Genomic DNA, 14487 nt, shown 5'->3' on the forward strand with positions numbered 1-14487 from the left:
GCCGGAGGGGGAGGCACGGGAGAAGGCGCCGGCCTGCTCACCAGCCGCGCTTGCGCCATTCGTCGAGGTGGGGCCGCTCGTCACCGATCGTGGTGTCGTCGCCGTGGCCCGGGTAGACCCAGGTCTCGTCAGGAAGGGCGTCGAAGAGCTTGGCGGTGACGCCGTCCAGCAGCGAGGTGAAGGCCGCGGGGTCGTCGTGGGTGTTGCCGACCCCGCCGGGGAAGAGGCAGTCGCCGGTGAAGACGTGCGGGTGGCCGTGCGGGTCGTCGTAGACCAGCGCGATGCTGCCCGGGGTGTGGCCGACCAGGTGGCGGGCGGTGAGGGTGATCCGGCCGACGTCGATGGTGCCGCCGTCGTCGACGGGCACGTCGGTGGGGACCGGGATGCCCTCGGCGTCGTCCCGGCCCGCGTACGTCCGCGCGCCGGTCTTCCTGACCACCGGGCCGAGGCCCTGCCAGTGGTCGGCGTGCTGGTGGGTGGTGACCACCGAGGCCAGCCCGTCGTCGCCGATCAGGTCGAGCAGGGTCCGGGGCTCCGCCGCCGCGTCGATGAGCAGCTGCTCACCGGTGGCGCGGCAGCGCAGCAGGTATGCGTTGTTGTTCATCGGGCCGACCGCGACCTTGCTGATGATCAGATCGCTGAGTTCGTGTACGTCGGGGGGCCCGCCCACCGTCACTTGTCCGCTGTACGCCATGGCGTCAGCCTAGCGGCGGCAGCACCGGCAGCGGGTGTCCTGCGGGACTGACGTCGAGGCCGTCGCCCTTGCCGCGGCCGCTGACCCACGCGAGCAGGGCGCGCGCCGGACCCGAGACGGTCAGCTCGGGCTCCGCCGCGGCGCCCAGGTCCCAGGAGGTGCCGGAGCCGGTGTCGCGCAGCCGGACGGGGGCCACGCCCTCGTGCGCGGCCAGGCGGTCGACGACCCAGGCCAGCTCGCGGTCGGCGAAGGCGGCCGGCAGGTCGTCCGCGGTGTGGCCGGCGTCGAGGTCGACGTGGTGCAGCCGCACCTCGGTCAGCCGCAGCCAGGGGATCTCGGCCGCCGCGATCACCCGCCCCGAGCGCATCGCGACCTGGCTCGCCCAGGCGGCGGGCGGCAGTGCCGCCAGGGCAGCGGCGAGACGGCCGGCGGAGTCCCGCAGGTCGTCCAGCTGCTCGGCGGGCGGCCGGCCGGCGCCCGCTTCGATGTCGCGGTCGCGGGTGGCCGCGTCGGCGTACATCGGGGTCTCCTCGCCGGTCCGCGCCCAGGCCAGCAGATTCACCAGGGCGTCGGCGTTGCGGGCGAGGTGGGCCAGCACATGGCCCCGGGTCCAGCCGGGCAGCAGGGAGGCGCCCGCCAGGTCCTGCGCGGACAGCCCGGCCGCGGCGGCGAGCAGCTGCTCCGTGGCTTCCGCCAGCTCGGCCGCATCGCGGTCGGGGTCGGGTCGTTGGACGGTCACAGGCGCTCCCGGTGGGTCGTCGGCGGTACGGACGTCAGCTTTCCGTATGCCCCGCGGCACGCAGAGCGATGCGCACCACACGATCGGGTGAACCTGGCGGTACGATCCCGTAATTCGAATGCGCGTGCTATATGGTCGTTGTGTCGCAACCGCAGCGACAGGAAGAAAAGCCGAGTGCGCCCCGTTTACGCTGACCGGGGGGTGCCGACTCTCCCCCCATCTCTAGGAAAGGTGCGCACTGGCGTGGCCGATCGACTCATCGTCCGTGGCGCTCGCGAGCACAATCTGAAGAACGTCTCGCTGGAGCTGCCCAGGGACTCGCTCATCGTGTTCACGGGCCTGTCCGGTTCCGGCAAGTCCTCGCTGGCCTTCGACACGATCTTCGCCGAGGGCCAGCGCCGGTACGTCGAATCGCTCTCGTCCTACGCGCGGCAGTTCCTCGGCCAGATGGACAAGCCGGACGTGGACTTCATCGAGGGCCTGTCGCCGGCCGTCTCGATCGACCAGAAGTCCACCTCGCGCAACCCGCGGTCCACCGTCGGCACCATCACCGAGGTGTACGACTATCTGCGGCTGCTCTTCGCCCGGATCGGCAAGCCGCACTGCCCCGAGTGCGGCCGCCCGATCGCCCGGCAGTCGCCGCAGGCCATCGTCGACCGGGTGCTGGAGCTGGAGGAGGGCAGCCGCTTCCAGGTGCTCTCGCCGCTGGCCCGCGAGCGCAAGGGCGAATTCGTCGACCTCTTCGCGGACCTGCAGACCAAGGGATACAGCCGGGCCAGGGTGGACGGCGTCACCGTCCAGCTCACCGACCCGCCCAAGCTCAAGAAGCAGGAGAAGCACACCATCGAGGTGGTCGTCGACCGCCTCACGGTGAAGGACTCCGCCAAGCGGCGGCTCACCGACTCCGTCGAGACCGCGCTGGGCCTGTCCGGCGGCATGGTCATCCTCGACTTCGTCGATCTGCCGGAGGACGACCCGCAGCGCGAGCGGATGTTCTCCGAGCACCTGTACTGCCCTTACGACGACCTGTCCTTCGAAGAGCTGGAGCCGCGCTCCTTCTCCTTCAACTCGCCCTTCGGCGCCTGCCCCGACTGCACGGGCATCGGCTCCCGGATGGAGGTCGACCCGGAGCTGATCGTCCCCGACGACCAGAAGTCGCTCCAGGAGGGCGCCATCGCGCCCTGGACCGGCGGCATGTCCAAGGGGTATTTCGAGCGCCTGGTCGACGGACTGGCCACCGAGCTGGGCTTCCGTACCGACATCCCGTTCGCCGGACTGCCCGCCCGGGCCAGGAAGGCACTGCTCTACGGCCACAAGTCCGAGGTCCGCGTCGCGTACAAGAACCGCTACGGCCGTGACCGGGTGTACAACGCGCACTTCGAGGGTGCGGTGCCGTTCGTCAAGCGCCGGCACCAGGACTCCGAGAGCGACTCCAGCCGGGAGCGCTTCGAGGGCTACATGCGCGAGGTGCCCTGCCCGACCTGCGAGGGCAGCAGGCTCAAGCCGATCGTGCTGGCCGTCACCGTGCAGGACCGCTCCATCGCCGACGTCTCCGCGATGTCGATCAGCGACTGCGCCGAGTTCCTGGGCGCGATGAAGCTGGACGCCCGCGACCGCAAGATCGCCGAGCGGGTGCTCAAGGAGGTCAACGAGCGGCTGAGGTTCCTGGTCGACGTCGGCCTGGACTATCTGTCGCTGAACCGGGCGGCGGGCACGCTGTCCGGCGGCGAGGCGCAGCGCATCCGGCTGGCCACCCAGATCGGCTCCGGCCTGGTCGGTGTGCTCTATGTGCTGGACGAGCCGTCCATCGGCCTGCACCAGCGCGACAACCACCGGCTGATCGAGACGCTGGTCCGGCTGCGCGACCTGGGCAACACGCTGATCGTGGTGGAGCACGACGAGGACACCATCAAGACCGCCGACTGGGTGGTCGACATCGGCCCGGGCGCCGGCGAGCACGGCGGCAAGGTCGTGCACTCCGGCTCGCTCAAGGAGCTGCTGGTCAACGAGGAGTCGCTGACCGGGCAGTATCTGGCCGGCAAGCGGGTCATCCCGACCCCGGACGTGCGCCGCCCGATCGACCGCGAGCGGCGGCTGACCGTGCGCGGCGCCCGCGAGCACAATCTGCAGGACATCGACGTGTCCTTCCCGCTGGGCGTGCTCACTGCGGTCACCGGTGTGTCGGGCTCCGGCAAGTCCACTCTGGTCAACGACATCCTCTACACCCACCTGGCCCGCGAGCTGAACGGCGCGCGCAGTGTGCCGGGCCGGCACACCCGGGTGGACGGCGACGACCTGGTGGACAAGGTCGTGCACGTCGACCAGTCGCCGATCGGCCGCACCCCGCGCTCCAACCCGGCGACGTACACCGGGGTGTTCGACCATGTGCGGCGGCTGTTCGCCGAGACGATGGAGGCCAAGGTCCGCGGCTATCAGCCCGGCCGCTTCTCCTTCAACGTCAAGGGCGGCCGCTGTGAGAACTGCGCGGGCGACGGCACGATCAAGATCGAGATGAACTTCCTGCCGGACGTGTACGTGCCGTGCGAGGTCTGCCACGGTGCCCGCTACAACCGGGAGACCCTGGAGGTGCACTACAAGGGCAAGTCCATCGCCGAGGTGCTGGACATGCCCATCGAGGAGGCGCTGGACTTCTTCGAGGCGGTGCCGACCATCGCCCGCCATCTGCGCACCCTGCACGAGGTCGGCCTGGGATACGTACGGCTCGGACAGTCCGCGCCGACGCTGTCCGGCGGCGAGGCCCAGCGCGTCAAGCTCGCCTCGGAGCTGCAGAAGCGCTCCACCGGGCGGACCGTGTACGTCCTGGACGAGCCGACCACCGGGCTGCACTTCGAGGACATCAGCAAGCTGATCAAGGTGCTGTCCGGGCTGGTCGACAAGGGCAATTCGGTGATCGTCATCGAGCACAACCTCGATGTCATCAAGACCGCCGACTGGGTCGTCGACATGGGCCCCGAAGGCGGCAACGGCGGCGGTCTGGTGGTCGCCGAGGGCACTCCCGAGCAGGTCGCGGGCGTCCCGGCCAGCCACACCGGCAAGTTCCTGCGCGACGTCCTGGGCGCCGACCGGGTCAGCGACGCCGCCGTGCCCGCGCCCAGGAAGCGCGCGGCCTCCAAGGCGGCGCCCAAGAAGGCCGCGCCGGCCAAGAAGACCGCCGCCCCCAGGAAGCGCGCCGCCAAGGCCTAGCCCAGAGGCCGGGCCGCGCCACCGGCCGAGGCGGGGCGTGGCGGCACAGCCGGGGCACGTAAGGTACGGGTCGCACCGCACGCAGCGTGCGGTGCGAGCCGTACCACCTGGAGCACGTATGACCAGCGAACTGCCCGCCTGCCGCCGTACCGTCCTGCGGGGCGCGGCGCTGGCCGGGGCCGCCGGAATCGGACTGACCGCCTGCGGCGGCAAGAACGGCTCGGCCGACGGTCCCGCCAAAGCCGTGGAGCTGGGCGCGGCGAGCGAGGTGCCGGTCGGCGGCGCCAAGCTCTACCGCGAGGACAAGGTCGTGGTGTCGCAGCCGCAGCAGGGCGCCTTCAAGGCGTTCAGCGCGGTGTGCACCCACCAGGGCTGCGTGGTCGACTCGGTGGAGGGCACGACCATCTCCTGCCCCTGCCACGGCAGCCGGTTCGACGCCGAGACCGGGGCCGTGGTCCAGGGACCGGCGACCAAGGCGCTGCCCGCCGTCCACGTCACGGTGGCGGGCGGCAGGATCACCGCGGGACCCGCGAGCTGACCGGTCGGCGGGCGGGGCCCAGGGACCCGGACTCCGGGATTCCGGGACCCCGAGCCTGCCCCCGGTTTGTCGTATCCCGCCAGTAGGGTGGGAAGCATGGCAGACCCCAGCAGCTACCGACCGAAGCCGGGCCAGATCCCCGACTCTCCCGGGGTCTACAAATTCCGGGACGAGCACGGCAGGGTGATCTACGTCGGCAAGGCGAAGAGCCTGCGCCAGCGCCTGTCCTCGTACTTCCAGGACATCACCAACCTGCACCAGCGCACCGCCACCATGGTGACGACCGCCGCCGCCGTGGAGTGGACGGTCGTCTCCACCGAGGTCGAGGCGCTGCAGCTGGAGTATTCCTGGATCAAGGAGTTCGACCCGCGGTTCAACGTCAAGTACCGCGACGACAAGAGCTATCCGTCCCTCGCCGTCACCATGAACGAGGAATTCCCGCGCGTCCAGGTGATGCGCGGCCCCAAGCGCAAGGGCGTCCGCTACTTCGGCCCCTACGCGCACGCCTGGGCGATCCGCGAGACCGTCGACCTGATGCTGCGGGTCTTCCCGGTCCGCACCTGCTCCGCCGGGGTGTTCAAGCGCTCCGCCCAGATCGGCCGGCCCTGCCTGCTCGGCTACATCGACAAGTGCTCCGCGCCCTGCGTCGGCCGGATCAGCGAGCCCGACCACCGCGAACTGGCCGAGGAGTTCTGCGACTTCATGGCCGGCCACACCGGTACGTATCTGCGCCGGCTCGAACAGCGCATGAAGGACGCCGCGTCGGCCATGGAGTACGAGCAGGCGGCCCGGCTGCGCGACGACCTGGAGGCGCTGCGCCGCGCCATGGAGAAGAACGCGGTGGTGCTCGCCGACGCCACCGACGCCGACCTGATCGCGGTCGCCGAGGACGAACTCGAAGCCGCCGTGCAGATCTTCCACGTCCGCGGCGGCCGGGTCCGCGGCCAGCGCGGCTGGGTCACCGACCGGGTCGAGGCGGTCGACACCGCGGGCCTGGTCGAGCACGCGATCCAGCAGCTCTACGGCGACGAGCGGGGCGACGCGGAGCAGTCCGGCGGCAGCGGCGGCGTGCCCAAGGAGGTGCTGGTCCCGGCGCTGCCCCAGCCCGCGGAGGCGCTCGCCCAGTGGCTGTCGGACCGGCGCGGCTCGCAGGTCAGCCTGCGGGTGCCGCAGCGCGGCGACAAGAAGGACCTGATGGCCACCGTCCAGCGCAACGCGTCGCAGGCGCTGGCCCTGCACAAGACCCGGCGGGCCTCCGACCTCACCACCCGCTCCCGGGCGCTGGAGGAGATCGCCGCAGCCCTCGACCTGGACACCGCGCCGCTGCGGATCGAGTGCTACGACATCAGCCATCTGCAGGGCGACGACGTGGTCGCCTCGATGGTGGTCTTCGAGGACGGGCTCGCCCGCAAGAGCGAATACCGCCGCTTCCAGATCAAGTCGTTCGCGGGCCAGGACGACGTCCGTTCCATGCACGAGGTGATCTCCCGCCGCTTCCGCCGCTATCTGCTGGAGAAGCAGAAGACCGGCGAGTGGGAGCCCGACCAGCCGCAGGCGGCAGCCGGGGCCGAGGGCGACGGCACCGGCCGGGACGGGGGCCACGACGGGGGCCACGACGGGGGCCACGAGGAAGCCGTCGGCGGACCCATCGACCCGGACACCGGCCGGCCGCGCAAGTTCGCGTACCCGCCGCAGCTCGTGGTCGTCGACGGCGGCCAGCCGCAGGTCGCCGCGGCCCGCAGGGCGCTGGACGAGCTGGGGATAGCCGACGTCTTCGTGTGCGGACTGGCCAAGCGGCTCGAAGAGGTCTGGGTGCCGGGCGACGACGACCCGGTGATCCTGCCGCGCAGCAGCGAAGGCCTGTACCTGCTCCAGCGGGTCCGCGACGAGGCGCACCGCTTCGCCATCGCCTACCAGCGCAGCAAGCGCTCCAAGTCGATGAAGGCCGGCGCCCTCGACGCGGTGCCGGGCCTGGGCGAGACGCGCAAGCAGGCACTGCTCAAGCACTTCGGTTCGCTCAAGCGGCTGCGCGCGGCGACCGTCGAGGAGATCTGCCAGGTCCAGGGGATCGGCCGCCACACGGCGGAGACGGTCGCCGCGGCCCTGGCGTCCGCGGCCCCGGCCGCACCCGCGGTGAACACCGCGACCGGAGAGATCATCGAAGAGGACGACCGTACGACCGCGGGCACACCGCCTCCGGCGTCCGGCCGACAACATCGGGGGAAGAGCACATGAGCGAGCAGGACGAACAGGACAGCACTCATATGACCAGCGGCGGAGCGGGTGAGGCCGGGCAGGCCATCCCCGAACTGGTGATCATCTCCGGGATGTCGGGAGCGGGCCGCAGCACCGCGGCGAAGTGCCTGGAGGACCTGGGCTGGTTCGTGGTCGACAACATGCCGCCCGCCCTCATCCCGACCATGGTGGACCTCGGCGCCCGTTCCCAGGGCAATGTGGCCCGGATCGCGGTCGTGGTGGACGTACGCGGCCGGCAGTTCTTCGACAACCTCAGGGAGTCCCTCGCGGACCTGGAGACCAAGCACGTCAAGCGCCGGGTGATCTTCCTCGAAGCCTCCGACGACGCGCTGGTGCGCCGATTCGAATCGGTGCGCCGCCCGCACCCGCTGCAGGGCCAGGGCCGCATCGTGGACGGCATCGGGGCCGAGCGCGACCTGCTGCGCGAGCTGCGCGGCGACGCCGATCTGGTGGTCGACACCTCCAGCCTGAACGTGCACGAACTGCGCGCCAAGCTCGACGCGCAGTTCGCCGGCGAGGAGGAGCAGGAACTCAGGGCCACCGTCATGTCGTTCGGATTCAAGTACGGGCTGCCCGTCGACGCCGACCTGGTGGTGGACTGCCGCTTCCTGCCGAACCCGCACTGGGTGCCGGAGCTGCGCCCCTTCACCGGGCTCAACGACGAGGTGGCCACGTACGTGTTCAACCAGCCCGGCGCCAAGGAGTTCCTCGACCGGTACGCCGAGCTGCTGCACATCATCGCCGCCGGCTACCGGCGCGAGGGCAAGCGGTACGTGACGATCGCCGTGGGCTGTACGGGCGGCAAGCACCGCAGCGTGGCGATGTCGGAACGGCTGGCCGCACGGCTGGCGGCGGACGGAGTGGAGACGGTGACGGTGCACAGGGACATGGGGCGCGAGTGATCATGACGGGCCGGCGGCAGCGCCGCGGCGGCCGTACGGGCCGCGGGCGCGGGGCGGCGCCGAAAGTGGTTGCCCTGGGCGGCGGCCACGGTCTCGCCGCCTCGCTGGCGGCGCTCCGCCGGATCACCGGCGACCTCACCGCGGTGGTCACCGTCGCCGACGACGGCGGGTCCAGCGGGCGGCTGCGCAGCGAGATGGGGGTGCTGCCGCCCGGCGACCTGCGCAAGGCGCTGGCGGCGCTGTGCGGGGACGACGAGTGGGGCAGGACCTGGTCCAAGGTGGTGCAGCACCGTTTCGTCAGCGGCGGCGACCTGCACGGCCACGCGGTCGGCAATCTGCTGATCGTCGCCCTGTGGGAGCAGCTCAACGACGAGGTCGCCGCCCTCGAATGGGTCGGCCGGCTGCTCGGCGCACACGGCCGGGTGCTGCCGATGTCCGCCGTCCCGCTCGACCTGCACGCCGTCGTACGGGGCCACGACCCCGCCGAGCCGGACGCGGTCTCCACCGTCCGCGGCCAGGCCACGGTCGCCCTCACCCCCGGCGAGGTGCTGGAGGTCATGCTCCGGCCGGCCGACCCGCCGGCGGTGCCCGAGGCGGTCCAGGCGGTGCTCGACGCCGACTGGGTGGTGCTCGGACCCGGGTCCTGGTTCTCCTCGGTGATCCCGCACCTGCTGGTGCCGGAATTGGCCGAGGCACTGATGACCACCAGGGCCCGGCGGGTCCTCACGCTGAACCTCGCGCCGCAACCCGGCGAAACCGACGGATTTTCTCCGCAGCGTCACTTGGAGGTTTTGGGGCGACACGCCCCTAAACTCACCATCGACGTGGTTCTCGCCGACGAGGCCGCCGTCCCGGACCGTGACAGCCTCGACGAGGCCGCGCTACGGCTGGGCGGCACGGTCGAACTGGCCCCGGTCGCCGCCCCCGACGGGCCGCGGCACGACCCGGAGCTGTTGGCCGCCGCGTATGACCGGATTTTTCGTATGCGTGGAAGGATCGGCCCATGGCGATGACGGCAGCGGTGAAGGACGAAATCTCCCGGCTTCCCGTCACCCGGACCTGCTGCCGCAAGGCGGAGGTCTCGTCGATCCTCCGCTTCGCCGGCGGTCTGCACCTGGTGAGCGGCCGGATCGTGATCGAGGCGGAGCTGGACACCGGGATCGCCGCGCGGCGGCTCCGCAAGGACATCCTGGAGATCTTCGGCCACTCCTCCGACCTGGTCGTGATGGCGCCGGGCGGGCTGCGCCGCGGCAGCCGGTACGTGGTCAGGGTGGTCGCCGGCGGTGACCAGCTGGCCCGGCAGACGGGCCTGGTGGACGGTCGCGGGCGGCCCATCCGCGGGCTGCCCCCGCAGGTCGTCTCCGGCGCCACCTGCGACGCGGAGGCAGCCTGGCGCGGGGCCTTCCTCGCGCACGGCTCCCTCACGGAGCCGGGCCGCTCGTCGTCCCTCGAAGTGACCTGCCCGGGTCCGGAGGCCGCGCTCGCCCTGGTCGGCGCCGCGCGGCGGCTCCAGATCCCGGCCAAGGCGCGCGAGGTGCGCAATGTGGACCGGGTCGTCGTACGCGACGGCGACGCGATCGGCGCGCTGCTGACCCGGCTCGGGGCGCACGACTCCGTGCTGGCCTGGGAGGAGCGCCGCATGCGGCGCGAGGTCCGGGCCACCGCGAACCGGCTGGCCAACTTCGACGACGCGAACCTGCGGCGGTCCGCGCGGGCCGCGGTCGCCGCGGGGGCGCGGGTCCAGCGGGCGCTGGAGATCCTGGGCGACGAGGTGCCCGAGCACCTTGCCGCCGCCGGGCGGCTGCGGATGGACCACAAGCAGGCGTCGCTGGAGGAGCTGGGCTCGCTGGCCGAGCCGCCGCTCACCAAGGACGCGGTGGCCGGGCGGATCCGGCGGCTGCTGGCGATGGCCGACAAGCGGGCGTCCGATCTTGGCCTGCCCGGCACGGAGGCCAACCTCACCGACGAGATGGTCGGCTGACTCCTCCGCCCCCGTCCCCGGGCCGCCCCCGCTCCTGCGCACCGTTGCGCTCCCGGGTCCCCCTCCGCTGACGCGGGGCCGGGCGGTACGGCTGCGTCGGTGGGCGCGCTTCCGCTGGCGCGGGGCCGGGTGCACGACCGCGTCGGTGGGTGCCCACCAGGGGTGCGGGGAACTGTGCGGCCGGCCCACCACCCGCGCGCGGGTCGTCACCGGCCCGAAGGGGCTGTTGCGGTCGTATACGGACCACCGGCCGGTGGTCGGCTGAGCGCGCAGTTCCCCGCGCCCCTGGTGGGCGCCCTGCGCGGCACGGGAGCCGCAGCCCCACGGTGCTGGAGGGTCACCCCCGCGGCGCGGGAGCCGCACATCCGCCGTGCCCCGGGAGGGCGCCGCTTGCCCAAGGGGAGCCGCACAGCCCCCGTGCCCGGGGGAGGGGAACCCCTTGGCGCGGCGCAGCCGCGAGGGTGGGGGATGTCACCCGGGGGACAGGGGCGAGGTAGGGTCGGGGGTGGTCGGGGACATCCCATATTTCGCAGCCGGAGTGGATTCCGGCGACTGAGCGAGGAGATCGGTTCGTGACGATCCGGGTAGGCATCAACGGCTTCGGCCGCATCGGGCGTAACTTCTTCCGCGCCGCCCTGGAGCAGGGCGCGGACATCGAGATCGTGGCTGTCAACGACCTGGGTGACACCGCGACCACGGCGCACCTGCTGAAGTACGACACCATTCTGGGACGCCTCAAGGCCGAGGTCACCCACACCGCGGACTCCATCACGGTCGACGGCAAGACGATCAAGGTGCTGGCCGAGCGCGACCCCTCCGCGATCGCGTGGGGCGAGCTGGGCATCGACATCGTCATCGAGTCGACCGGCATCTTCACCAAGGCGGCCGACGCCGCCAAGCACATCGCGGGCGGTGCCAAGAAGGTCATCATCTCGGCGCCCGCCACCGACGAGGACATCACCATCGTCATGGGCGTCAACCAGGACGCGTACGACCCGGCGAACCACAACATCATCTCGAACGCCTCCTGCACCACGAACTGTGTGGCGCCGATGGCGAAGGTGCTGCTGGAGAACTTCGGCATCGTCAAGGGCCTGATGACCACGGTCCACGCGTACACCAACGACCAGCGGATCCTGGACTTCCCGCACAAGGACCTGCGCCGCGCCCGCGCCGCCGCCGAGAACATCATCCCGACCACCACCGGTGCCGCCAAGGCCACCGCGCTGGTCATCCCGCAGCTCAAGGGCAAGCTGGACGGCATCGCGATGCGCGTCCCGGTCCCCACCGGCTCGGTCACCGACCTGGTGGTCGACCTGGAGCGCGAGGTCACCAAGGACGAGGTCAACGCCGCGTTCCTGAAGGCCTCGCAGGGCCAGCTCAAGGGCCTGCTGGACTACACCGAGGACGCGATCGTGTCGTCGGACATCGTCAACTGGCCGGCCTCCTGCACCTTCGACTCGTCGCTGACCATGGTCCAGGGCAAGACGGCCAAGGTCATCGGCTGGTACGACAACGAGTGGGGCTACTCCAACCGCCTGGTGGACCTGACGGTCTTCGTCGGCGGCCAGCTCTGACCGGGTGACCGGCAGCCAGTAGCCGACACCGCGCACAGCGATGCAAGAGACAGGGTCCGGCCGGGCGCGACGGAGCGCCCGGCCGGACCCTGTCTCCGTGCCAGCCCACTCGTAGCAGACCGGAGATACCGCAGAAGATGAAGACGATCGACGACCTCATCGGCCAGGGGCAGGTGGCGGGCAAGCGGGTGTTCGTCCGCGCCGACCTGAACGTGCCGCTGGACGGGCAGACCATCACCGACGACGGCCGGATCCGGGCCGCCGTACCGACCATCACCAAGCTCGCCGAGGCCGGCGCCCGGGTGATCGTCGCCTCGCACCTGGGCCGCCCCAAGGGCGAGCCCGACCCGCAGTTCTCGCTCGCGCCGGTCGCCGCGCGGCTGGGCGAGCTGCTGGGCCATGACGTGGCGTTCGCCGCCGACACGGTCGGCGACAGCGCGCGCGCCGCCGTGGCGGGCCTGGCGGACGGCCAGGTCGCGCTGCTGGAGAACCTGCGCTTCAACGCCGGCGAGACCGCCAAGGACGACGCCGAGCGCGGCGCCTTCGCCGACCGGCTCGCCGAGCTGGCCGACATCTACGTCGGCGACGGCTTCGGCGCGGTGCACCGCAAGCACGCCTCGGTCTACGACCTGCCGGCCCGGCTGCCGCACGCGGCGGGCGGTCTGATCGCCACCGAGGTCGGGGTGCTCAAGAAGCTCACCGAGGACGTCTCGCGGCCGTACGCGGTGGTGCTGGGCGGCTCCAAGGTCTCCGACAAGCTCGGGGTGATCGACCACCTGCTGGAGAAGGCCGACCGGATCCTGGTCGGCGGCGGCATGGTCTTCACCTTCCTCAAGGCCCAGGGCCACGAGGTGGGCAAGAGCCTGCTCCAGGAGGACCAGCTCCCCGTCGTGCGCGACTACCTGGAGCGGGCCAAGGCCAAGGGTGTGGAATTCGTGCTGCCGGTCGACGTGGTCGGCGCCACCGAATTCCCCGACCTCAAGACGAAGGCGCCGTCCTCGCCGGTCACCTCGGCCGTGGACGCCATTCCCGCCGATGTCATCGGCCTGGACATCGGCCCCGAGTCCCGCAAGCTCTTCGCCGCCAAGCTGGCGGACGCCGCCACGGTCTTCTGGAACGGCCCGATGGGCGTCTTCGAGCACCCCGACTACGCCGAGGGCACCCGCGCGGTCGCCCAGGCGCTGATCGACTCCCCGGCCTTCACGGTGGTCGGCGGCGGCGACTCGGCCGCGGCCGTCCGCATCCTGGGCTTCGACGAGAACGCTTTCGGCCATATTTCCACCGGCGGCGGCGCGAGCCTGGAATATCTCGAAGGCAAGACGCTGCCCGGCCTTGCCGCCCTGGAGGGCTGAACGATGACCGAGACCCGCACCCCGCTGATGGCGGGGAACTGGAAGATGAACCTCAACCACCTCGAGGCCATCGCCCACGTCCAGAAGCTCGCCTTCGGGCTCACCGACAAGGACTTCGCGGCCGTCGAGGTCGCCGTCCTGGTGCCCTTCACCGACCTGCGCTCCGTGCAGACCCTGGTCGACGGCGACCGGCTGAAGATCAAGTTCGGCGCCCAGGACATCTCGGCGCACGATTCGGGCGCCTACACCGGAGAGATCTCCGGGCCGATGCTGGCCAAGTTCAAGTGCAGCTACGTCGCCATCGGTCACTCCGAGCGACGGCAGTACCACGGCGAGGACGAGGAGATCGTCAACGCCAAGGTCAAGGCCGCCTACCGCAACGGCCTCACCCCGATCGTGTGCGTCGGCGAGGGCCTGGACGTCCGCAAGGCCGGGCAGCAGGTGCCGCACACCCTGGCGCAGCTGGACGGGGCGCTCAAGGACATCCCCGTCGAGCAGGCCGCCAGCATCGTGATCGCCTACGAGCCGGTCTGGGCGATCGGCACCGGCGAGGTGGCCACCCCCGAGGACGCCCAGGAGGTCTGCGGCGCGATCAGGGCCCGGCTGGCCGAGCTGTACGACCAGGAGACCGCGGACGGCATCCGTATCCAGTACGGCGGCTCGGTCAAAGCGGGCAATGTGGCCGCGATCATGGCGCAGCCGGACGTCGACGGGGCCCTGGTCGGCGGCGCGGCACTGGACGCGGAGGAATTCGTGAAGATCGTCCGCTTCCGCGACCAGTGATGTCCGGAGCGGTGTGAAGTACCCTGGCGGGGCCGAACCGTGTATCCGCACGGTCGGCCCCGTGCCGTTGTCATGCAGTCGAGAGAGTTGGTCCAGCCGTGGTCATCGGGTTCTCCATCGCCCTCATCATCTTCAGCCTGCTGCTTCTGCTGCTGGTGCTGATGCACAAGGGGAAGGGCGGCGGCCTGTCGGACATGTTCGGCGGTGGCATGCAGTCCTCCGTCGGCGGTTCCTCGGTGGCCGAGCGCAACCTCGACCGGATCACCGTGGTGATCGGTCTGCTGTGGTTCACGTGCATTGTCGTGCTCGGCCTGGTGATGAAGTACCAGAACTGAGGCGCCTGCCGGATCCGCGTCGACTCCCGCGCATCCAGGGTGAACTGACGCCTCGTCGCCACCGCGGCTTACTATGGGAAGACGTCATCGGGGGGCGGGTCGTGCGCCTGCCACTGGACGGCACGT

General features: G+C 71.2%; 12 protein-coding genes. 10 read left to right on the forward strand and 2 right to left on the reverse strand.

Annotation, left to right across the window (positions count from 1 at the left end; translation table 11 throughout):
* Positions 1-37: 37 nt before the first annotated feature.
* Together OHA86_RS29030 and OHA86_RS29035 are read right to left on the reverse strand one after the other, a co-directional pair.
* Positions 38-694, reverse strand: a complete 657-nt coding sequence (locus tag OHA86_RS29030; protein WP_329179927.1) for an MBL fold metallo-hydrolase — start codon at positions 692-694, stop codon at positions 38-40.
* Between the two features lie 4 nt (positions 695-698).
* Positions 699-1433 (reverse strand): maleylpyruvate isomerase family mycothiol-dependent enzyme, encoded by a 735-nt coding sequence (locus OHA86_RS29035; RefSeq protein ID WP_329179928.1) that lies wholly within the window; start codon positions 1431-1433, stop codon positions 699-701.
* 243 nt (positions 1434-1676) lie between these two features.
* Here OHA86_RS29035 and uvrA point away from each other — a divergent pair, with 243 nt between their 5' ends.
* The 10 genes from uvrA to secG all read left to right on the forward strand — a co-directional run bounded on the left by uvrA (position 1677) and on the right by secG (position 14361).
* A complete protein-coding gene (gene uvrA, locus OHA86_RS29040; protein WP_329179930.1) occupies positions 1677-4637 on the forward strand; it encodes an excinuclease ABC subunit UvrA in 2961 nt (986 codons plus the stop codon).
* A gap of 118 nt (positions 4638-4755) precedes the next feature.
* On the forward strand, positions 4756-5175 hold the full coding sequence (locus tag OHA86_RS29045; RefSeq protein ID WP_329179933.1) for a Rieske (2Fe-2S) protein: 420 nt from the start codon (positions 4756-4758) through the stop codon (positions 5173-5175).
* 96 nt (positions 5176-5271) lie between these two features.
* Positions 5272-7410, forward strand: coding sequence for an excinuclease ABC subunit UvrC (uvrC, locus tag OHA86_RS29050; RefSeq protein ID WP_329179935.1), 2139 nt, complete (start codon positions 5272-5274; stop codon positions 7408-7410).
* Positions 7407-8333: an RNase adapter RapZ gene (gene rapZ / locus OHA86_RS29055; RefSeq protein WP_443054156.1), complete on the forward strand. Its 927-nt coding sequence runs from the start codon at positions 7407-7409 to the stop codon at positions 8331-8333. The genes uvrC and rapZ overlap by 4 nt, the downstream gene beginning before the upstream one ends.
* Positions 8334-8335: 2 nt before the next feature.
* Entirely contained in the window at positions 8336-9346 is a 1011-nt protein-coding gene (locus tag OHA86_RS29060; protein ID WP_329182600.1) for a gluconeogenesis factor YvcK family protein, read from the forward strand.
* Entirely contained in the window at positions 9337-10314 is a 978-nt protein-coding gene (whiA, locus tag OHA86_RS29065) for a DNA-binding protein WhiA (RefSeq protein ID WP_327291665.1), read from the forward strand. The genes OHA86_RS29060 and whiA overlap by 10 nt, the downstream gene beginning before the upstream one ends.
* A 572-nt stretch (positions 10315-10886) precedes the next feature.
* Positions 10887-11891, forward strand: coding sequence for a type I glyceraldehyde-3-phosphate dehydrogenase (gap, locus tag OHA86_RS29070; protein ID WP_329179937.1), 1005 nt, complete (start codon positions 10887-10889; stop codon positions 11889-11891).
* Between the two features lie 137 nt (positions 11892-12028).
* Positions 12029-13243: a phosphoglycerate kinase gene (locus OHA86_RS29075; protein WP_329179938.1), complete on the forward strand. Its 1215-nt coding sequence runs from the start codon at positions 12029-12031 to the stop codon at positions 13241-13243.
* Positions 13244-13246: 3 nt separating this feature from the next.
* A complete protein-coding gene (gene tpiA, locus OHA86_RS29080) occupies positions 13247-14026 on the forward strand; it encodes a triose-phosphate isomerase (protein ID WP_329179940.1) in 780 nt (259 codons plus the stop codon).
* 98 nt (positions 14027-14124) lie between these two features.
* Entirely contained in the window at positions 14125-14361 is a 237-nt protein-coding gene (gene secG / locus OHA86_RS29085) for a preprotein translocase subunit SecG (RefSeq protein ID WP_251489898.1), read from the forward strand.
* Positions 14362-14487: the final 126 nt, after the last annotated feature.

The sequence above is a fragment of the Streptomyces sp. NBC_01477 genome (assembly GCF_036227245.1).
Lineage (GTDB): Bacteria > Actinomycetota > Actinomycetes > Streptomycetales > Streptomycetaceae > Actinacidiphila.